Here is an 18,945-nt window from a genome sequence, read left to right on the forward strand (position 1 = left end):
TTTAAATCTCTACCAGGGCTGGTAGCGGGGCGCGTCCAGCCAAATGAGCAATTCGTACCAAGGTCCGCTGGCGTACTTTTCTAGCGTCCTTAACCTGGTTGTTGTGGACGTGCACGGCCACTTCAAGTTTTTGTTGGGCAGCGTCAAGGCGACGCAGTAAAGCAGTAGCGTCAGTTTCTTGCATCAGGCGGCTGCGAGTTTCATCGGTTAAAACTTCGCGCATAACGCGAGTCAACTGATTTTCGTAGGCCACGCGTTTAGCGGCGTTACCGGTGCGATTACGCGGATCTAAGCCGTCACCCACAATTGGTTCTTCACAGCGCGAAGCATCGTGGGCAGCCTGGCACAGTTTTTCACTGTCTGCCTGATCCAGCACCTGCGCATTAGCTAATTCAATGGCGGCGTGGGCCCGTTTAGACAGTTGCCCACTGACAATCAGGCGGGCAGCCAGCACTTGGCGATGTAGGCGGTCTACTCGTACCGCATAGGCGAACAGGAACCAGCCAGCTACCAGCACTATTACTACAACGAGTAATACTGCCAGTAAGGCATCAATAGCTGCGGGAGGTAAAAGTGGTGCAGCGCTTATCACAGGCTTTCTCCTTCACGCAGGTTACGCAGCGCCCCGAGCATGGTGCGCTCGCCAGGTTCAGCTTCAATGCGGCTGTTAATGGTAGTTACGGCGACGTCATAAACCGCCAGGATCTGATCGGTTACGTTGGACCAGTCGTAACGCTCCACGGCCACATTGGCAGCGGTAATCTTGGCCTGAGTGGTTTGGGGGTCATCAACTACCCCAATAATTGCCTGAGCTAAAGCATCACTGTCACCGTTTTTGAACATGGTGCCCAGGCGGCCGTTTTCAAGCACCGCTGCAAAAGCTGCCAGATCGGAGGAAATTACGGCGGTGCCCGCCGCCATGGCCTCCACCAGCACGATACCGAAGGATTCACCACCGGTTTGGGGTGCCACATAGCAGGTGGCCGAAGCCAACAAAGCGGCCTTATCGGCGTCGCTAACTCCCCCTAAGAAAGTTACTGCCGCCGCGCTATTGGCATCTAACTGGGCCAGGGCCTGGGGATTTTCACCGCGCCCGGCCACCAAAAAACGTGCCTGCGGGAAACGTGCCAGTACCTGAGGCACAGCTTTTAGCAGCACCCCCAAGCCTTTACGTGGCTCATCAATACGGCCCAAGAAAGCAATAGTGGGGGCCTGCGCGGTGCCGGTGAAACGTTCCTGCTTAGGGGCAGTGCGAAATGGCTTGGTGTATACGCCATTAGGGATCACTACGGCGTCGCCACCATGGAAATGCTGCAGGGTCTTTTTGGCCTCATTAGATACGGCAATTCGGGCCGTGAGCTTTTCGATCAGCCGCGAAACCATAGGCGCAGTGGCTTCACGCACCATGGAGTGGTCCATGGCCGCATGGAAAGTACCTACGATCGGGCCACGCGCCGCTTGCAGCGCCAGCATACCGATTGAAGGAGTGATGGGCTCATGAATATGCAGCAGATCAAAATTGCCTTGCTCAATCCAACGACGAGTGCGCACTGCTGGCGCCGCCCCAAAGTTTAGACGGGCGATGGAGCCGTTATAGGGAATCGGAATCGCGTTCCCAGCGCTGGTGATCCAGTCAGGTAGCTCCATTTCTGGGCCAGCCGGGGCCAGTACCCTCACCTCATGGCCGCGTCGCATCAACTCTTGCGCTAAATCTGTGACGTGAACCTGCACCCCACCTGGCACATCTAAGGCGTAGGGGCAGACGATACCAATGCGCATAGCTTCCTTTAACTTTCTTCACGCTGGCGAGCATGGGAACGTGCCAGGCGTTCTAGATCCAAGTCTTTAGTGTAGATAGCCTGTAGCATATGCCAGTCCTGGGGATAGCGTGCTAGCAGTTGTGCCATCTGAGATGCCCAAGCTTGGGTTTTGTCGAAAATATCTCCTCGATCATTGCTGACCTGATCAGCAACTTTACGCACATGGATGACAATCCCCCAACTGCTGCCAGCTAGGCGACGGCGTTGGCCCTCCAAACGTTCATAGCTAATTGCGCCCATCCACAGTGGCGAGTGGGTGCGGGCCGCCAATACTGCCGGCCCGGCAGCTACCCGCGCCGGTTGACCACCAAAATCCACCTCAATGCCCGCCGCGCTTAGATCACGGTCTGCTAGCAGAGGGATGAAATAGTGGCCCTGCTGGGCTTTTTGAACTAGCTGCTCAAAAACTTTTTGACCCGGCGCCTGAGCAATAATTTCCATGCCCAGCCCCTGGCGAAACTCAATGAACTTTTCAAACAGTTGGGGTGGCTCTACCTTTTCTGCCACGGTGAGTACGGTAGCCAGTTCCTGGCTGGCCCAAGCCCCAGCCAGATCCCAGTTACCGCTGTGCGAGAGAGCAAAGACCACATTAGCCTTGGCTACATCTGCTTTTAGGGCTGCAAATTCGCCTTCTACACGTACCCTATGGCGTAGTTGCTCTGGCTGCACACCGGCCAGAGCAAAAGCCTCATAGAAGTAACGCATATAGGAACGCATACCTTCTCGGCTTAGACCACGCACATCACTGTTGCCAGTAAGGGTGTGTAGATTTGCTTCTAGCTGGCCCACTCCGCGTTTAGACGGGCGTAGGCGCTGGTGCAGCCAAGCCACATCGGCGCCGCGATTTGCTAGTGCGTAACCAAGTCTGGCAGGAATTTTGGGAGCTAGTGACCAGGCGGCTAAATATAGTTTTGCCCCGGTCATTTAGCCTGCTTTGCAAAGTGGGAGCGTACCGCCAAAATTCGCTGCACTACCGTGATAAAGGCAGCTAGCGCCACTACCCCTAAGGCCACAGTTATGCACCAGGTACTCAGGCCAAAACCTACCGCCAACGCCCCTAGGCCAGCGATAATTAGTCGGTCAGTGCGCTCAGCTAGACCCTTATGGGCGTCCGCCCCCACTGATTCGGCGCGGGCACGCACATAGGAAACGCAAGCGCCCAGTCCTACACAGGCCACTGCGAAAGACACTGTCAAGGTGCGCTGGGTGCCGGCAGGCATGTGCAGGGCTGCCCACACTGCCAAGGAACCAAACACGGCGGCGTCGGTCAAGCGATCCAGGCAGGAATCAAGAAAGGCTCCAAAAGGAGAAGATGTGCCCGTGGCGCGTGCCAAGATTCCATCAAAAGAATCCCCGAACAGCACGATCAGCAGCAGCCCTACCCCCAGCAGAAAGTGTCCCTGCGGCAGGGTACAAACTGCCACCACTACCGAAAGCACCGTGCCGGTAACTGTCAGCATGTTGGGGGTAATACCAACTTTAGCCATCGCCAGGGCCGGCTTGGTAAATAGGGTTTTTGTGATGCTACGCCCATGTTCGCCGAGCATAGTTACTCCTCAGTTGCGCTTAGTTTTATTTGACGTCCGCAGCAGTATTGGCTGCATCCCAGGCCTGTGCTAAAGCCTGGCGGGCGTCATCTAGTAACTGTGGAACTGCCTTGGTTTGCGCCACGATAGGCAGGAAGTTAGCGTCCCCACGCCAACGCGGCACCACATGCTGGTGCAGGTGCGCGGCAATACCGGCGCCAGCTACCTCCCCCTGGTTCATACCCAGGTTAATGCCGTCAGGCCCAGAAACATGGCGCAAAGTACGCATGGCCTGCGCGGTTATTTCACCTAACTCAATGCGTTCTGCATCGGTTAGCTCGGTGTAGTCAGCCACGTGACGGTAAGGCAGCACCAGCAGGTGCCCAGGGTTGTAGGGGTACAGGTTCATCAGGGTGAAGCAATGGCTACCCCGGCGCACCACTAAGCTGGCCGCGTCGTCGTCGCTAGCTGCGGCGCGACAAAACGGGCATTTAGGGGCGGAAGGATCCTCAGGCTTATCCTGACCGCCAATGTAAACCATGCGGTGAGGTACCCACAGGCGCTGGAAGGCATCGGGTACCCCGGGGTGATCAAAGGTATCTTCAATCACCCCAGGGATAGCCTGACCAGCACTATCAAGCTGCTCAGCGGCGCCGGTCACTTAAGCTACCTCAAGCTTTTCGCCAGCAGGGTCATTAACGCGACGCTTGATCACATCCACAATGTGGGCCACAGCCTCATCCACGGGCACCTGGTTGTGCTGGCTGCCGTCACGGTAGCGGAAGGAAACCGCGCCGGCCTCCACATCCTCGCCACCAGCAATCAGGGTGAAGGGCACCTTTTCCTTCGAGGCGTTACGGATCTTCTTACCGAAACGGTCGTCAGATAGGTCAATCTCCACGCGCACGCCCTGGCTGCGCAGTTTGGCAGCAACTTCCTTGACATAGTCATCAAAGACCTCAGCCACAGGCACCAGCTTGACCTGCACTGGAGCTAGCCAGGCGGGGAACGCACCGGCGTAGTGCTCTACCAGCACCCCGATGAAACGCTCTACCGAGCCCAGCTTGGCGGAGTGGATCATCACCGGGCGGCGGTGAGAGCCGTCAGCGGCGGTGTATTCCAGGCCGAAACGCTCGGGCTGGTTGAAGTCATACTGCACGGTAGACATCTGCCAGGTACGCCCAATGGCGTCCTTGCACTGCACCGAAACCTTGGGGCCGTAGAAGGCGGCGCCACCCGGGTCGGGTACAAGGTCCAAGCCAGTAGCTGCGCAGGCGTCTTCTAGCGCCTTGGTGGCCGCCGCCCAGTCCTCATCGGAGCCGATGAACTTGTCTTTCTTCTTACCATCCTCGTCGCGGGTGGATAGCTCCAGGTAGAAGTCGGTTAGACCGAATTCTTTAAGGATGGAGATGAAGAAGTTCAGCTGCATCCGAATTTCTTCTTCAGCCTGTTCAGGAGTGCAGTAGGTGTGCGAGTCGTCCTGGGTGAAGCCGCGCATACGGGTTAGGCCGTGTACCACGCCGGACTTTTCGTAGCGGTAGTCGTGGCCCATTTCGAACAGGCGCAGCGGCAGTTCACGGTAGGAGCGGCCGCGTGAACGGAAGATCAGGTTGTGCATCGGGCAGTTCATGGCCTTGAGGTAGTACTCTTGGCCGGCCTTAGTGATGTTGCCTTCAGCGTCGCGTTCCTCATCAGCCAGCATGGGCGGGAACATGGTGTCGGCATAGTAAGGCAGGTGCCCGGAGGTGTGGAACAGGCCGCCCTTAGAAATTTCGGGGGTGTGCACAAAGTCAAAACCGGCCTGCTTGTGACGCTCAATCACGTAAGACTCGATTTCGTGACGCAAAATTCCGCCCTTAGGGTGGAAAATCACCAGGCCAGGGCCGATTTCCTCAGGGAAAGAGTACAGGTCTAGTTCCTGGCCAAGCTTGCGGTGGTCACGGCGGGCCGCTTCAGCTAGGCGGGTCTGGTATTCCTTGAGGGCTTCCTTGCTGGGCCAGGCGGTGCCGTAGATGCGCTGGAGGGAGTCACCGGACTGGTCGCCCTTCCAGTAAGCCGATGAGGACTTGGTTAGCGCAAAACCTAGGCCGATCAGCTTGGTGTTAGGCAGGTGCGGGCCACGGCATAGATCGCTCCAGGCCACTTCCCCGTTGCGACGCACATTGTCATACATGGTTAGGCCGCCGGCGCCTACCTCAACTGAAGCGGCTTCAGCGCCCTTACCCTTGGTCTGGATTAGCTCCAGCTTGTAGGGCTGGTCTGCTAGTTCCTTGGCCGCATCGGCTTCGCTGATGTCGCGGCGCACAAAACGCTGGCCTTCTTTAACAATGCGCTTCATACGCTTTTCGATTTCGCGCATCAGCTCCGGGGTAACGGAGTCAATGTTGCCAAAGTCGTAGTAGAAACCGTCAGTGATGAACGGACCAATACCGAGGTTTACCTGCGGGAATAGCTCCTGCACAGCCTGGGCCATAACGTGGGTGGCGCTGTGACGCAGGATGTTTAGGCCATCTTCACTGTCGATAGCGATGGGTTCTACTGCGGCGCCAGCAGGTAGCTCACGCTCCAGGTCCCAGGGCTGGCCATCGACTTTAACCGCTACTACCTCTTTACGGTCTGCATAGATGTTGGCCCCGGTAGTGCCCGCCTCTACCTTGGTGGGTACGCCGTCGATGTTTAGCTCGATTTGCGGCTGCTGGCTGGGCTGCTGGCTCACAGTATTCTCCTTTAGTTTGTGTTCAGGACGCTGGACAGGTGCGGCCTTTTCAAAGGCTAAGTTTAGCGCTTGATAGCCTCTGAGGCTTTCGCGGCCACCACAGTGGCTTTACGCACTAGGTGCTTGGCCTTCTTGGCGGCCACTAGTGCCTCGAAAACCGGGCGCTGTACGGGCACGTCCCAGGCGCCGTCGACTTCCGTGGGGTGCTGGGCGAAACGCTTCTTGTACATGCCCACGCTGTACAGCTCGGGCACGCGAGTAGAGCCGGCGCCCATAAAGTCATAGCCCTTGTAGCCCTTGGTAGCCAAGTCACAGGCGGTGTACCAGTCGGTGGCCTCGGCAGCGCGGGTAGCGCGGTCAGCGGTGGTAGAGGCGCCATAGTAGGCAACCGCACTAATGCCGTTAACAACGACTAGTACCCAGGCCACGGGGCGCCCGTCTAGGCGAGCCACGTACATGCGGGCCTGCTCTCCTAGGGTGGTGAGCATGGTCCAGTACACGTCTGCACTGTGGGGGGTGAAGCCGTCACGCTCACTGGTTTCTTCTAGGACGCGGTAGACCTCATCGAAGGTGGCGCGGTCCATGCCGGTTTCGTCCTTAATGACGACGCCGGCTTCTTTGGCCACGCGTTCGGCTCGCTTAACCCCACGGCGGCCGTCCTTAGGCATGGCGGCGGCGATTTTCTCAGGGGTCCGGCCGGTTAGGTCGATGATGTAGGTGCGGTCATAGGTGAGCGTGTTAAGTAGCTCGTGGCAGTCCGGGGCGCTGAAACGGGCGTGCATACGCACAAAGGCGATGTTCTTATCACGACGGCGCACCTCGGGGATCAGCAGGCTACGCAGGTGGGCTTCACGCTCGGGTGACTGCTCTTTGAACCAGATGGGACCGTGCTTGGCCCATAGGAAAGGGCGGCCACCAATCTCGTTGGTGTACAGCACCACGTAGGCTACTGGCTGCTGGCCGTCTTCATAGACGTAGCGTCCCCACACCTGGTGGCCAAGGGCTTTTTCATAGCGGGCCCAAGCAGCTGACTGCTCAATGGGGTAGTCACGGCCAGTTAGTAGCTTTTCAGCTTCCTTGGCGGTAAGGCGACGCAGAGTTTCGGTACGGGTCATGTTAGCCCTCCTGTTGATGACGTAACTTCGGTGCGCTGAGCGAACCTTAGAACGAGGTGTCAGTAGCCTTCGGGTAGTAGCGTGCAAACTTACGGTAGTGGTTGGCGCGCTGCGCTTCTACTAATAGCTTACGTTTGATTGAGCGCTCAAGGGGGTTACGCAGCGGGTCAGCTACGCCTTGAGCAGCCAGTTTACGTACCCGGTTGCGTAGGGACTCGTCACGCAGGTAGCGCAACAGCAGCTTGGTGGGCACCAGGCTGTAGAGCACTTCACGGCGGGCTTGGCGCTGTTTAATCTGCTCCCCTTCAACCAGGTCGGCCAGCATAACGCCCATAGGGTTGACTCCCCCGGCGGTCATGTAGAAGGAGTTGCGACCAATACGAGCGTTGACCTCAAAGAAGACTTCACGCCCGTCAGGAGCGATTTTGACGTCAAAGTTAGCAAATCCACGGTAGCCGGCAGCCTTGAGGATCTTTTCGGCTTGCGCCCATAGTCCTTCGAAGGGCTCTACGATCATGGCCACCGGGTTACCGATCATGGTGGGGGCGTGATCTTCAAGCAGCACGCGGGCCGAGCCAATCATGGTCAGTTTGCCGTGAGAGTCCATATAGGCGGTAATTGAACGCATGGCGGTGTTGTCACCGGCGATTAGTTCTTGCACCAGGAAAGTGGAGGTAAAGCCGGCTCCGCGTAGCTTTTCCCAGAGCGAGTCCAGTTCAGCTTGGGTGTTGATGAACCAGATCTTGCGTTTGCCCGGGAAGGAGATGTTGTCGTAGTCAGCTCCGACGGCGGCCTTGGCTACTACCGGGAAGGGAATGTCGATGTCCGGGGCCTGCCACTGCGGGTCGTCGCTGCCGGCAAAGTCCACCAGGATTTCGCGCGGAGTGGTTACCCCTACCTGTTTGCACAGGGCAGAGAAGGAAGCCTTATCACAGACTGCGTCATAAGCCTCCTGACTGGGGAAAGGCACTACCCAGTCGGTTAGTTCATCGCGGCGCTGCACCAGCATTTCGGCATGCTTATCGGTGTTAGCCATTACTACACCGCGCTTACCTTGGCTGGCTGGGTCTAGAGCTTTCAGGGCGGCGATCGGGTCTGCGCCGGGCTCTAGGTGCTCTACATCAATAAAGTCCGAAAGCGTAATAGCTTCGATAGGGGCACTACCAAGTACGGTCACGCGCTGGTGCAAAGCCATGTTTAGCTGTCGAGCTAAGGCATAAGCTCCAATATCTCCACCAATAACAACCGGTAATAGCTCGCTCACGCTTATCCTTTCCCTGTTTTTGCTCAGGTTAGCTTAGCTGCCTGAGCGCTACCTGGATATGAAAAAACCCCGCCACTGACGGGGTTTACATATGGTGGGCGATACTGGGATCGAACCAGTGACCTCTTCCGTGTCAGGGAAGCGCGCTCCCGCTGCGCCAATCGCCCGAGGTGGGTACCGGATTCGAACCGGTGTAAACGGCTTTGCAGGCCGGTGCCTAGCCACTCGGCCAACCCACCAGGAGAAGCGGAAGCACGGAACTAAGCACTACCGGCTTCATGGAGCGGATGACGGGACTCGAACCCGCGACCCTCACCTTGGCAAGGTGATGCTCTACCAACTGAGCCACATCCGCAATATTTAATTAGCTAACCGAATCTGTTCTTTCGAAGCAGGTCCGGCTCGCAACGGGTTAAAGCTTAGCACCCACCAGGCAGGGCTTTGCAACTTTTCAGAGCGTGATCCACCCCACTAGTTTTCAGTTTGCATTGTTAGCCCCGGACCTATTAGAGTCTTTCCACGCAAGGGCGATTGGCGCAGTGGTAGCGCGCTTCCTTCACACGGAAGAGGTCACTGGTTCGAACCCAGTATCGCCCACCAAAGAAAGTGAATATTTCAGCCACCGCAAGCGGTGGCTTTTTTGTTTCACGCCCACTTTTTAACGCCCCACTGAGCTAAGCGTCAACAAGCTGGCTGGGGTGGCGCCAGGCCACCCCAGCCCCACCTCAGCTAGGGATAACAGTTCAACTGGGCCTCAACTCATCTTTAGAGGCCAGCTTTTAGTTGACTACTAGTTGGTTTGTTCCAGGAGTGTGCCGTCGGGTACTTGTGAAGCTACCCCAGCGTCAGCCAGCGTGACTTCACCCTTAATCACTACGTCTGCCCCAAAAGTCCAGTCTCCGTGCACTACTAGGTGCTGAGCTTGACGCAAGGATGGTGCACCTTTACTAATGCGCTGCTCAAACTGGTGAATGGTCTTGTAGTACCTGGGGTCTAGCTCGGCCACACAAACCTGATCCACAGTGGCGTGCAGCTGGCCGCCGTCGTCGATCTCATAGGCGTCACTGCGCAGCACCATCAGGTCATTGGTGGTTTTAACCGGTAGGAAGCGTGAACGGGGCACCTCAATGGCACTAGCCCCTTCAAAGGCTTCAATTGCGGCGCCCATAGCGCATTCGATCTGCACTACCGGCGTGCTGGTGGAGTCGGCCGGATTTACGGTTTTAGCGTTCCTGATCAGCGGCAACCCTAATACGCCGTCGCGCTGACGCAGCACTTCACGCAAGGCCAGCAGGTCAAACCACAAGTTGTTGGTGTGGAAGTAAGGGTGACGGTACTGGTCAGTGAAATAGTGCATCTGGTCGCTAGGAGTCTGAGCAGTGTCACGCAAAATAATGCGCCCATCACTATTACGCACCGCCAAGTGTCCACCCTTAACGTCTGCCAAAGTACGCTCGCACACCTCAGCGGCGTAAGGCGCACCACTGGAGGCAAACCAGCCAGCTACCTTAGCGCTGGGGGCAGAGCCCAAGTTGTCGGCGTTGGCGGTGGTGGCATATTGGAAGCCGGCATCGATCAATTTATCTAGCAGACCAGAGCCGTAGAGCGCAGTGTAAATGTCACCGTGGCCGGGCGGGCACCACTCCAGTGAGGGATCTTGTGGGTAGCTAACTGGGCTTAGATCATCAGCGCGTAGCTTGGGCTCCTGGTTTTGCACAAAATCTAACGGCAGATCATCTACCACCAGCTGCGGATACTTAGCCAAGGCGGCCAAAGTATCAGCCTGGGTACGGAAAGAATCCATGAAGATTAGCGGCAAACGCACGCCGTAACGCTCACGAGCAGACAGCACCTGGCGCACAATAATGTCCAAGAATGTGTCTCCGTTGCGCACTGGCAGCAGCGTCTTGGCACGGTCCATCCCCATCGATGTGCCCAGGCCACCATTAAGCTTGATCATCACTGTTTTAGCCAGCGCCTCACGCTCAGCCGCCGGGCTAACTTCCACCTCTTGCAGGCTTTGCACCTGCGTTAAAGGAGAGATGGTCTCCTCCGGGATCAGTCCGGTGGTGCCCGCCTCTAGCTGGTGGTAGTAGTGGGTGAATACCTTAACGGCAGCCTCATTAACGCCAGCTTGGCGCATTTTGTTCTGTGCGGCTTGCAGCCCCGATTCGCTCATAGAACGATAATAAACCAACAAAATCGAACACGGGGAGGTTTTTAACCTTTTACCCCAATTAGTTTCGTGACTTAGCTAAAACTGGCGCCAGGAATTTACCGGTATAGGACTTTTCAACCTTAGCTACCTGCTCAGGCGTGCCAGTAGCCACCACAGTGCCACCGCCAGAGCCTCCCTCGGGACCCATATCAATGATCCAGTCAGCATTGGCAATAACATCCAGGTTGTGTTCAATCACCAGCACTGAGTTGCCCTTATCTACCAGGCCCTGCAGCACCAGCAGCAGCTTGCGGATATCTTCAAAGTGCAAGCCGGTGGTGGGCTCATCAAGCACATAGATAGAACGCCCGGTTGAGCGTCGCTGCAGCTCAGTGGCCAGCTTTACACGCTGAGCCTCACCGCCAGAGAGTGTGGTGGCGCTTTGCCCCAAACGCACATAACCCAAACCCACATCTACCAGGGTGTTTAGATGACGGGCAATTGCTGGGGTGGCCGCAAAGAAATCTGAGGCTTCACTGATAGTCATATCCAGTACATCAGCCACATTCTTGCCTTTATAGCGGATCTCTAATGTCTCACGGTTATAGCGAGCCCCATGACACACCTCGCAAGGCACGTACACATCCGGCAGGAAGTTCATCTCGATCTTCAAGGTGCCGTCACCCTTACAGGCCTCACAGCGCCCACCCTTAACATTGAAGGAGAAACGCCCAGGCCCATAGCCGCGCACTTTAGAGTCCGGTACGGCCGCAAAAATTTTACGGATATGATCCCACACGCCTGTGTAGGTGGCTGGGTTTGAACGCGGAGTGCGCCCAATTGGTGACTGGTCTACATGCACCACCTTGTCTAGGTGTTCCAAACCAGACACTGTCTTGTGGCGCCCGGGCACGCCCTTAGCGCCGTTAAGTTTATTGGCCAAAGTCTGATACAAAATCGAGTTGACCAGGGTGGATTTACCAGAGCCAGACACCCCGGTAATAGCCACAAAGCACCCCAGCGGGAAGGCGACGTCGATATTGCGCAGGTTGTGCTCACGTGCCCCCTTAACCACCAGCTGACGCTGCGGGTCTACCGGACGGCGCACGGCGGGGATCTCAATTGCCCGGCGCCCGGTCAAAAAAGCTCCAGTCACTGAGTTGGGGTTCTTTTTCAAGCCTGCCAAGCCACCCGAGTGGACCACGCGCCCGCCCAGCTCCCCCGCGCCTGGGCCGACGTCGACAATCCAGTCAGCTGCCCGGATAGTGTCTTCGTCGTGCTCAACCACAATCAGGGTGTTACCCAAGTCGCGCAAACGCTCCAGGGTGCTAATAAGGCGCTGATTGTCGCGCTGGTGTAAACCGATAGAGGGCTCATCAAGCACATACAGCACCCCCACCAGGCCCGAACCAATCTGGGTGGCCAGGCGAATACGCTGGGCTTCACCACCAGAGAGCGTGGCCGCGCCGCGTGAAAGCGACAAATAATCCAGACCCACATCAACCAAGAAACCCAAACGGGCGTTAATCTCAGTCAACACTGCCGCAGCAATCTTGGCGGCAGCACCCTCCAGCTTGAGCTCCGCCATAAACTTACGTGAGCTGGCAATAGGAAGCTCACACAGCTGGGAAATATTTAGGTCCCCCACCCGCACGGCCAAAACCTCCGGGCGCAGGCGGGCACCTTTACAGGTAGGGCAGGCTACCTCACGCATATAGCCCTTGTAACGTTCACGCGACCAGTCAGACTCTGTTTCGTCATACTTGCGTTTGACGTAACCCAATACGCCCTCAAAACCGGTGGAGTAAGAGCGCTCGCGCCCCCAACGGTTGCGGTATTTGACGGTGACTTTATAGTCCCGCCCGTTCAAAATAACCTCTTTGACCTGCTCGCTTAGGTCTTTATAGGGGGTGTTAAGGTCAAAGCCAAGCTCCTGGCCTAGCACCGACAGCTGTCGCAGGAAGTATTCCGAGTGCGAATTCCAGGGCGCCACCGCCCCCTCCCCCAGGGTTAGGTCCTCATCTGGGATAACCAGGCTGGGATCCACCTCCAGGCGCGAACCGATCCCGTCGCAGGCCGGGCAGGCGCCGTAGGGAGCATTAAAGGAGAATGTACGCGGCTCAATCTCATCTAGAGTCAGCGGGTGGGCGTTAGGACAGGCGCGTTTTTGGGAAAAGCGCCGCTCACGCTGAGGATCGGCGGCGTCTAGATCCACCCGCTCAATCACTACTAGGCCCTGGGCTAGATCAAGTGCCGTCTCCACCGAGTCGCTCATGCGGCTGCGGGCTGAGTCTTTAACCACCATGCGGTCAACGACGACGTCGATGTCATGTTTGCGGGTTTTGGCTAGTTTGATTTCCTCATCTAACCGACGCAACTGGCCATCCACCCGCACCCGCGAAAAGCCGCGTGAACGCAGGTCTTCAAACAGATCCAGGTACTCGCCTTTACGTCCGCGCACCATCGGCGCCAACACCTGGAAGCGGGTACCCTGCCCAAAATCAAGGATTTGGTCAACTATCTGCTGGGGCGTCTGGGAGGAAATCACCGCATCGCATTTAGGACAGTGCTGTACCCCGGCGCGCGCATAAAGCAGACGCAGATAGTCATAAACCTCAGTAATGGTACCCACGGTTGAGCGCGGGTTACGTGAAGTGGATTTCTGGTCGATAGATACCGCCGGGCTTAGGCCCTCAATGAAGTCCACATCAGGCTTATCCATCTGCCCCAAAAATTGGCGGGCATAGGAGGATAGTGACTCCACATAGCGGCGTTGACCTTCAGCGAAGATAGTGTCAAAGGCCAGGGAGGATTTACCTGAGCCTGACAGCCCCGTAAAAACGATCATCTTGTTGCGGGGTAGATCCAGATCTACACCTTTAAGATTGTGTTCACGCGCGCCACGGACAATCAGGGAATCAGTCACCTGTTCAGTCTATTAGGACAAAGGGCTAACGTACACCTGTTCGAGGTAAACTCACAGTTTTCCGCGTAGAATGCGGCTATGGCTATTTTCGCAGTTGAATACAACTATGTAACTGACCGTGACGAGGAAATGGCGCAGGTGCGCCCCACTCACCGCGCTTTCAATGGGGAGCTGGCTGAGCAGGGCAAACTCATTGCCGCCGGCCCTTATGTAGGCACTCACGACGCCCTGATTGTGGTGCGTGCAGAGTCCGCTGAGGCCGCCCTAGAGCTGCTTGAAAGCGACCCCTTCAACCAGGCCGGTTTCATCGCTAAGCGTACCCCGCGTCAGTGGAACCCGGTGATCGGCCAGATCGAGGCCTGAGCTACCGATACAGATTCTGGCCAGGGCAACCTGGCCAGAATCATTTTTTGTCCCCCGCAGTGTTTGTTTCCCGTAGTGCCTGTGCCCCACCCTGCTTGCCCCTCGCAGTGTCTGCGCCCCTAGATTCTTTCCCACTAGTTCTTGTCCAGATTAGAAACTAAAAATATGCAGCGCTTTAAAATTGATCCGTTTATTATCGGCATTGTCTCTTGCGCAGTACTGGGACTGATAATTCCTGTGCCCACCGCCGTAGCCAAGGTGCTAGATGAAATAAAGATCTGGGCTATTGCTCTATTGTTTTTCCTTTACGGCGCCCGCCTGCGTAGCCGTGACGTGCTTAAAGAGTTGCGTTCGTGGAAGCTACAGGGCGCTATTTTGCTGGCCACCTTTGGGCTGTGCCCACTGCTGGCTTGGGCTACTAGCACCGCCTTTTCGCCGCTGGTAGGTCACACTTTGGCACTGGGGTTACTGTTTGTGGGTTTGCTGCCTTCCACGGTGCAGTCCTCAGTGACGATGACGTCGATTGCGCGCGGCAATATTGCCGCCTCAGTATGCGCCGCCACTATCTCCACTATTGCTGGGGTGGTGCTCACCCCCCTGCTGGCCTTGCTGTTCTTAGGTCAGGGCGGGCAGATTAATGCCTCTGGACTAGTGGATGTGTTTGTGCAGATCGTAGTGCCCTTTGCCCTAGGACAGTTGGTTGAACCTAAGGTGGGTAGCCATGTGCGTCGCCACAAGATGGCTTTGCGTCAATATGACCAGGCGGTTATTTGGCTGATTGTGTTTGCAGCTATGAGCGAGTCTATGCGCCTGCATGTTTGGACCGCCGTGAAAGCCTGGCAAATTGGGCTGATGCTAGTGGCTATTGTGGTGGAGTTGGCGCTGGCCTTGGCCTGCACCTGGTACCTAGGCAAACCCCTTAAATTTGCTTACGGCGACCGAGTTTCACTACTCATGTGCGGCTCAAAGAAATCTTTAACTACCGGCCTACCTTTAGCTGGGGCCATGTTCTCCCCCGCCATGGCAGCTACCGTGGCCGTCCCTATGATCTGTTTCCACCAGCTACAGCTACTTATTTGCTCAGCTTTAGCCAGCTGGCTCGAAGCCCACATAGCCCCCACACAAACCAGCGAATAAAAAAACTGCCCGCATACAGCAAGGAGGCCCCGGCAAAATGCCGAGGCCTCCTTAACTTTTAGCTACTAGCCCTTAACCGCACCGGCGGTCAGACCAGAAACAATGTACTTCTGCAGGTACTGGAACAGCAGCACCACGGGCACAGCCGCGATTACCGCACCAGCAGCGAAGATACCCCACGGGGCGTTACGTGCGTCCGAAGCCCAGGCGTACATACCCACAGCCAGCGTGTACTGGTCTTGAGTCTGCAGCACTACGCGGGCAATCACGAAGTCGCCGAAGGAGGAGATGAAGCTCAGCAGCCCCACCACGGCCAGTACCGGCAGCACCAGCGGCATGATGATGGTCCAGAAGGTCTGGGCGTGCGAGGCGCCGTCGATCTCCGCAGCCTCATCGAGCTCACGCGGAATGGAGTTGAAGAAACCGTAGAGCAGGAAGGTGTTGCTACCCAGCGCACCACCCAGGTACACGCAGATCAGACCTAGCTTCGAGTTCAGACCCAGAGCCGGGAATACATCCTGCAGGCCCAGCAGCAACAGGAACAGTGCCACGAAGGCCAGCATCTGCGGGAACATCTGGATCAGCAGCAGGCCGGTCAGAGTGCCGCGACGGCCACGGAAACGGAAACGGCTAAAGGCGTAGGCCGCAGCCGCACCCATCAGCACGGTACCCACAGCGGTCACAGAAGACACGATCAGCGAGTTGAGGATCCAGGACCAGAACACGGAGTACTTACCCGCGCCCAGGGCGGTGAAGTTTTCGAACATGGTGGAGAACTGGAAGTTCTTGAACAGTCCACCGGTCAAAGTGGCGCGCGGCGTTAGAGCCACCGAAACCACGTAGATAAGTGGCACTAGGCAGTAGATAACTGCCAGCACGCCCACAATGTGGCGCCAGCCTACTTCTTGCCACCAGCGCTTGCCGGTGATGGCAGTGTGCAGCTTGGGCTGATTTTTCTTGGTCTTAGCCATCACAGTTCCTCCAGTGCCTTAGTACGGCGGAAGCCGAGCCAGGCGATTACGCCCACCACCACGAAGATGAAGATAGACATGGCTGATGCCAGGCCGTAGTTGGGCGAGCCACCGGCGAAGGCAATCTTGTAAACCATGGAGATAAGCACGTCGGTTTCACCAACGGGAACCGAAATGTTCTTGTAGTTGGGGCCACCACCCGTGAGCATGTAGATCAACGAGAAGTTGTTGAAGTTGAATGCGAAGGAGGCAATCAGCAGCGGCACAGTGGACTGTAGTACCAGTGGCAGCTTAACTGACCAGAAGGTACGCAGACCAGTAGCGCCGTCCATCTTGGCAGCCTCTTCCACATCACTGGGCAGGGACTGCAGGGCACCCAAGCACACCAGGAACATGTACGGGAAACCGAGCCACAGGTTCACGCCCAGGATCGAGAGCTTGGCCAGCCAGCCGTTTTCGAGCCACGGAATGTGGGCACCGCCGAAGAAGAACTGGTTGATGAAACCGAAGTCCTTGTTGAGCATACCGTGCCATACCAGCGTGGATAGGAAGGCCGGGAAGGCGTAGGGCAGGATCAGCAGCGACTGGTAGATCTTGCGGCCCTTTACGCGCTTGTCGTGGAAGACCATGGCCAGGAACAGACCCAGCGCGAAGGTAGACAGTACCGACACCAGGGAGAACACGAAGGACCAGATCAGTGCCTTAACGAAAGGCCCTGCCAGCTCCGAGCCGGTGAACATTTCGGTGTAGTTCTTGGTGCCTACGAATACGCGCCAACCGGGCTTGAGCTCAACGCCGCTAGCGCCTTTGAAGACACCGGTCTTGTTGTCAGCCTGGTAGACCGCACCGGTGTGGGTGTTGGTCAGCTTGTCGCTCTTAGCGTCGTAGCTGTAGATGGACTTGGCCAGGTAACCGTGGGTGCCGTCGGTGGTCTTGTAGTGACCGTCGGCAGCCTTATCGCTAACCGGAACCTGTAGCTTAGCTACCTCGTCCTGACGGGCTACGATCTGGTCGAAGGTTAGGATCTTGTGGCCATTAACCGAGGTAATGGCGGTGGCGGTGGACTGACCGTCAACATCCTTTAGCTTGGTCTTGGCGTCACCGATCATAAGCTTGCCGGTTTTTGCGTCACGGATTACCAGCTGTAGTTTGTCACCGTTTTCGACGACGGCGGTGGGCACGGTGGGTGCACCCTCGGCTCGCTGCTCACCGGCAGCCAGGATCGAGTTGACGGCATCGTCCTTGGTGGAGTTGTGGCCCTGACCGTAGTTGGTCAGCGACACGTAACCGGTGTAGCCCATTACGAACACCTGGTAGACCAGCAGGAATACCATGCCGGGAACCAGGTACTTGGCGGGCAGCATCCGCTTGGAGAAGTAAACCCAGTTGATGATGATTAGGCCGATCACCATGGTGACGGCGATGGCGGTGGAGCCAGCAGCCCAGGCCGCGAATAGACCGTAGAGGCCTAGCGCGTCGATGAGCATCATCAAAACTAGTTTGGCAATGAAGCCAGGGCGCATAACGTCGCGCGCATGTGAAGGCGAATAGCTCGCCTGCTTCTTAGTGTCAGCCATTATCCGCACTCACTTCTTGAACTTGGACTCGATGTTTTTGATCATGGCGTTCCATGCAGCCTGGGGAGCCTGGCTACCGTTGGCAATGTCAACCTCGGTGGTGCCCCAGTAGTCCCATACGTAACCCATTTCCGGAATTGCCGGCATGGGCACACCTTCACCGGCCACCTGCGCGAAGGCCTTAATGTCGGGGTCGGTAACTTCCTTGGCTACTTCCTTCATGGCCGGTACACGGCCACCAAGCTTCTGCAGCTTGGCCTGAGCAGCCTTGGTCTGCAAGAACTCGAAGAACTTAGCTACCAGCACGGGGTTCTTAGTCTTGGAGGACTGGTAGAACATCTGTACACCAACGAAGGGTCGAGCCGGCTGCCCACCAGCAGAAGGAATGGGCAGGATGGTGATGTCCATGTTGGCCTTACGGAAGTCGGTGACGTTCCAGGGGCCGGTCACAATGTAGGGTGACTGGCCGTTGAGGAAGGCTTCCTTGGCGATGTCAGAGGTGATGGAGGGGTTGAAGATACCAGCCTTACCCTGGGTGCGCAGCCAGTTAGCGTAGTTCTGGCCGTTTTGGCCACCTAGCGCCAGCTGGTTGGTGTAGGAACCATCCTTACCCTGTTTGAATACGGGAGCACCAAACGAGGTCTGGAAGGCGTAGAAGTGGTAAGGGTCGCCCTTGTCGCCCATCTGCACGATGAAGGGGTACTTAACACCGGCGCTCTTACCGGCGCTAATCATTTCATCGAAGGTCTTGGGGGTGGCGGTGGTGAGCTTGTTGTTACGCACCAAGGCCACAGACTCTACCGAGTAGGGCACACCGTAGGTCTGACCGTCGTAGGTTACACCCGCAATGGCAGCCTCGGAGAACTTGTCTTTGTTCTCACCTAGGTCCACGGGTGCAACTACACCGTTAGAAACTAGGGAACCTAGCTTGTCGTGGGCCATTACGGTGACGTCAGGGCCCTTGCCAGTGGGAACCTGAGTAATGAATTCCTGGTCCATGTTCGACTCGGACTTTTGGACCACATTGACCTTAATGCCGCTGGAAGCGGTGAAGTCTTTTGCCAGTTCCTGAATCTGGGTATATCGCGTATCATCAGCCCAGACAGTAAGTACAGCTGTACTTGCGTCAGACTGGTTTTTAGTAGCGCTAGTTGAGCCACCACAGGCAGCCAGTGAGGCTGTCATGATCATGGCTACAAGCGCCGCTATGCCACGTCGCATGTCAACTCCTGTTGTTGCGTGTCGCCCTACTCCCGTTAGCGGCCGACCTAAACCCCACTGTAAACGCCCTGAAACGTTTCTGCAACAGTTTTCTTTAAAGATTTTTAATTGCTATATTGGTTAGGTAAGTTTCCCCTGAAATAGCCCCGCA

15 protein-coding genes and 4 tRNA genes are annotated in these 18,945 nt (G+C 56.7%); 3 read left to right on the forward strand and 16 right to left on the reverse strand.

What is annotated here, in order from left to right:
• Position 1: 1 nt before the first annotated feature.
• The 11 genes from HMPREF0045_RS02605 to HMPREF0045_RS02655 all read right to left on the reverse strand — a co-directional run bounded on the left by HMPREF0045_RS02605 (position 2) and on the right by HMPREF0045_RS02655 (position 8,796).
• Positions 2–592, reverse strand: coding sequence for a hypothetical protein (locus tag HMPREF0045_RS02605; RefSeq protein ID WP_005985224.1), 591 nt, complete (start codon positions 590–592; stop codon positions 2–4).
• Positions 589–1,779: a glycosyltransferase family 4 protein gene (locus HMPREF0045_RS02610; RefSeq protein WP_005985226.1), complete on the reverse strand. Its 1,191-nt coding sequence runs from the start codon at positions 1,777–1,779 to the stop codon at positions 589–591. Before HMPREF0045_RS02610 ends, HMPREF0045_RS02605 begins: the two co-directional genes overlap by 4 nt.
• Positions 1,780–1,787: 8 nt before the next feature.
• Positions 1,788–2,744, reverse strand: a complete 957-nt coding sequence (locus tag HMPREF0045_RS02615) for a phosphatidylinositol mannoside acyltransferase (RefSeq protein ID WP_005985228.1) — start codon at positions 2,742–2,744, stop codon at positions 1,788–1,790.
• Positions 2,741–3,367 carry a phosphatidylinositol phosphate synthase gene (pgsA, locus tag HMPREF0045_RS02620; RefSeq protein ID WP_005985230.1) on the reverse strand — a complete coding sequence of 209 codons (627 nt, stop codon included), beginning with the start codon at positions 3,365–3,367 and terminating at the stop codon, positions 2,741–2,743. Before pgsA ends, HMPREF0045_RS02615 begins: the two co-directional genes overlap by 4 nt.
• A gap of 25 nt (positions 3,368–3,392) precedes the next feature.
• Positions 3,393–4,007, reverse strand: a complete 615-nt coding sequence (locus tag HMPREF0045_RS02625) for an HIT family protein (RefSeq protein ID WP_005985232.1) — start codon at positions 4,005–4,007, stop codon at positions 3,393–3,395.
• Entirely contained in the window at positions 4,008–6,062 is a 2,055-nt protein-coding gene (thrS, locus tag HMPREF0045_RS02630; protein WP_005985234.1) for a threonine--tRNA ligase, read from the reverse strand.
• Positions 6,063–6,124: 62 nt separating this feature from the next.
• Positions 6,125–7,177 carry a lipid II:glycine glycyltransferase FemX gene (locus tag HMPREF0045_RS02635; protein ID WP_005985236.1) on the reverse strand — a complete coding sequence of 351 codons (1,053 nt, stop codon included), beginning with the start codon at positions 7,175–7,177 and terminating at the stop codon, positions 6,125–6,127.
• Between the two features lie 46 nt (positions 7,178–7,223).
• Positions 7,224–8,441: a carboxylate--amine ligase gene (locus HMPREF0045_RS02640; protein ID WP_005985238.1), complete on the reverse strand. Its 1,218-nt coding sequence runs from the start codon at positions 8,439–8,441 to the stop codon at positions 7,224–7,226.
• Positions 8,442–8,533: 92 nt separating this feature from the next.
• Positions 8,534–8,608: transfer RNA gene (locus HMPREF0045_RS02645), tRNA-Val, on the reverse strand.
• A 1-nt stretch (position 8,609) separates the two neighbouring features.
• A tRNA-Cys gene (locus HMPREF0045_RS02650) sits at positions 8,610–8,680 on the reverse strand.
• A gap of 40 nt (positions 8,681–8,720) precedes the next feature.
• Positions 8,721–8,796: transfer RNA gene (locus HMPREF0045_RS02655), tRNA-Gly, on the reverse strand.
• Between the two features lie 170 nt (positions 8,797–8,966).
• Here HMPREF0045_RS02655 and HMPREF0045_RS02660 point away from each other — a divergent pair.
• Positions 8,967–9,041 (forward strand) — tRNA-Val (locus tag HMPREF0045_RS02660).
• Positions 9,042–9,231: 190 nt separating this feature from the next.
• On the opposite strand, the gene HMPREF0045_RS02665 is transcribed toward HMPREF0045_RS02660, so the two are convergent.
• Together HMPREF0045_RS02665 and uvrA are read right to left on the reverse strand one after the other, a co-directional pair.
• On the reverse strand, positions 9,232–10,620 hold the full coding sequence (locus tag HMPREF0045_RS02665) for a UTP--glucose-1-phosphate uridylyltransferase (RefSeq protein WP_005985240.1): 1,389 nt from the start codon (positions 10,618–10,620) through the stop codon (positions 9,232–9,234).
• A 58-nt stretch (positions 10,621–10,678) separates the two neighbouring features.
• Positions 10,679–13,525, reverse strand: a complete 2,847-nt coding sequence (gene uvrA, locus HMPREF0045_RS02670) for an excinuclease ABC subunit UvrA (RefSeq protein ID WP_005985242.1) — start codon at positions 13,523–13,525, stop codon at positions 10,679–10,681.
• A 78-nt stretch (positions 13,526–13,603) separates the two neighbouring features.
• Here uvrA and HMPREF0045_RS02675 point away from each other — a divergent pair, with 78 nt between their 5' ends.
• Positions 13,604–13,888: a YciI family protein gene (locus HMPREF0045_RS02675; protein ID WP_005985244.1), complete on the forward strand. Its 285-nt coding sequence runs from the start codon at positions 13,604–13,606 to the stop codon at positions 13,886–13,888.
• 165 nt (positions 13,889–14,053) lie between these two features.
• Positions 14,054–15,025: a bile acid:sodium symporter family protein gene (locus HMPREF0045_RS02680; RefSeq protein ID WP_005985246.1), complete on the forward strand. Its 972-nt coding sequence runs from the start codon at positions 14,054–14,056 to the stop codon at positions 15,023–15,025.
• 65 nt (positions 15,026–15,090) lie between these two features.
• Here HMPREF0045_RS02680 and HMPREF0045_RS02685 read toward each other — a convergent pair whose 3' ends face one another.
• From HMPREF0045_RS02685 to HMPREF0045_RS02695, 3 genes are read right to left on the reverse strand one after another with little or no spacing between them, the layout of a single operon-like run.
• Complete coding sequence (locus HMPREF0045_RS02685; protein WP_005985248.1) at positions 15,091–15,996, reverse strand: sugar ABC transporter permease; 906 nt, start codon at positions 15,994–15,996, stop codon at positions 15,091–15,093.
• The gene (locus HMPREF0045_RS02690) at positions 15,996–17,573 is read right to left on the reverse strand and encodes an ABC transporter permease subunit (RefSeq protein WP_005985250.1); all 1,578 of its coding nucleotides are present in this window, start codon (positions 17,571–17,573) and stop codon (positions 15,996–15,998) included. Before HMPREF0045_RS02690 ends, HMPREF0045_RS02685 begins: the two co-directional genes overlap by 1 nt.
• A gap of 9 nt (positions 17,574–17,582) precedes the next feature.
• Positions 17,583–18,794, reverse strand: coding sequence for a sugar ABC transporter substrate-binding protein (locus tag HMPREF0045_RS02695; RefSeq protein ID WP_005985252.1), 1,212 nt, complete (start codon positions 18,792–18,794; stop codon positions 17,583–17,585).
• Between the last annotated feature and the right edge of the window lie 151 nt (positions 18,795–18,945).

The sequence above is a fragment of the Actinomyces graevenitzii C83 genome, from assembly GCF_000239695.1.
GTDB classification, from domain to species: Bacteria; Actinomycetota; Actinomycetes; order Actinomycetales; family Actinomycetaceae; genus Actinomyces; species Actinomyces graevenitzii.

Coding starts and splice junctions, on each gene's coding strand:
- HMPREF0045_RS02610 (WP_005985226.1), bottom strand. CDS start 1,779: ATGCGCATTGGTATCGTCTGCCCCTACGCCTTAGATGTGCCAGGTGGG.
- HMPREF0045_RS02615 (WP_005985228.1), bottom strand. CDS start 2,744: ATGACCGGGGCAAAACTATATTTAGCCGCCTGGTCACTAGCTCCCAAA.
- HMPREF0045_RS02635 (WP_005985236.1), bottom strand. CDS start 7,177: ATGACCCGTACCGAAACTCTGCGTCGCCTTACCGCCAAGGAAGCTGAA.
- HMPREF0045_RS02680 (WP_005985246.1), top strand. CDS start 14,054: ATGCAGCGCTTTAAAATTGATCCGTTTATTATCGGCATTGTCTCTTGC.
- HMPREF0045_RS02665 (WP_005985240.1), bottom strand. CDS start 10,620: ATGAGCGAATCGGGGCTGCAAGCCGCACAGAACAAAATGCGCCAAGCT.
- HMPREF0045_RS02675 (WP_005985244.1), top strand. CDS start 13,604: ATGGCTATTTTCGCAGTTGAATACAACTATGTAACTGACCGTGACGAG.
- pgsA (WP_005985230.1), bottom strand. CDS start 3,367: ATGCTCGGCGAACATGGGCGTAGCATCACAAAAACCCTATTTACCAAG.
- HMPREF0045_RS02685 (WP_005985248.1), bottom strand. CDS start 15,996: ATGGCTAAGACCAAGAAAAATCAGCCCAAGCTGCACACTGCCATCACC.
- HMPREF0045_RS02690 (WP_005985250.1), bottom strand. CDS start 17,573: ATGGCTGACACTAAGAAGCAGGCGAGCTATTCGCCTTCACATGCGCGC.
- HMPREF0045_RS02695 (WP_005985252.1), bottom strand. CDS start 18,794: ATGCGACGTGGCATAGCGGCGCTTGTAGCCATGATCATGACAGCCTCA.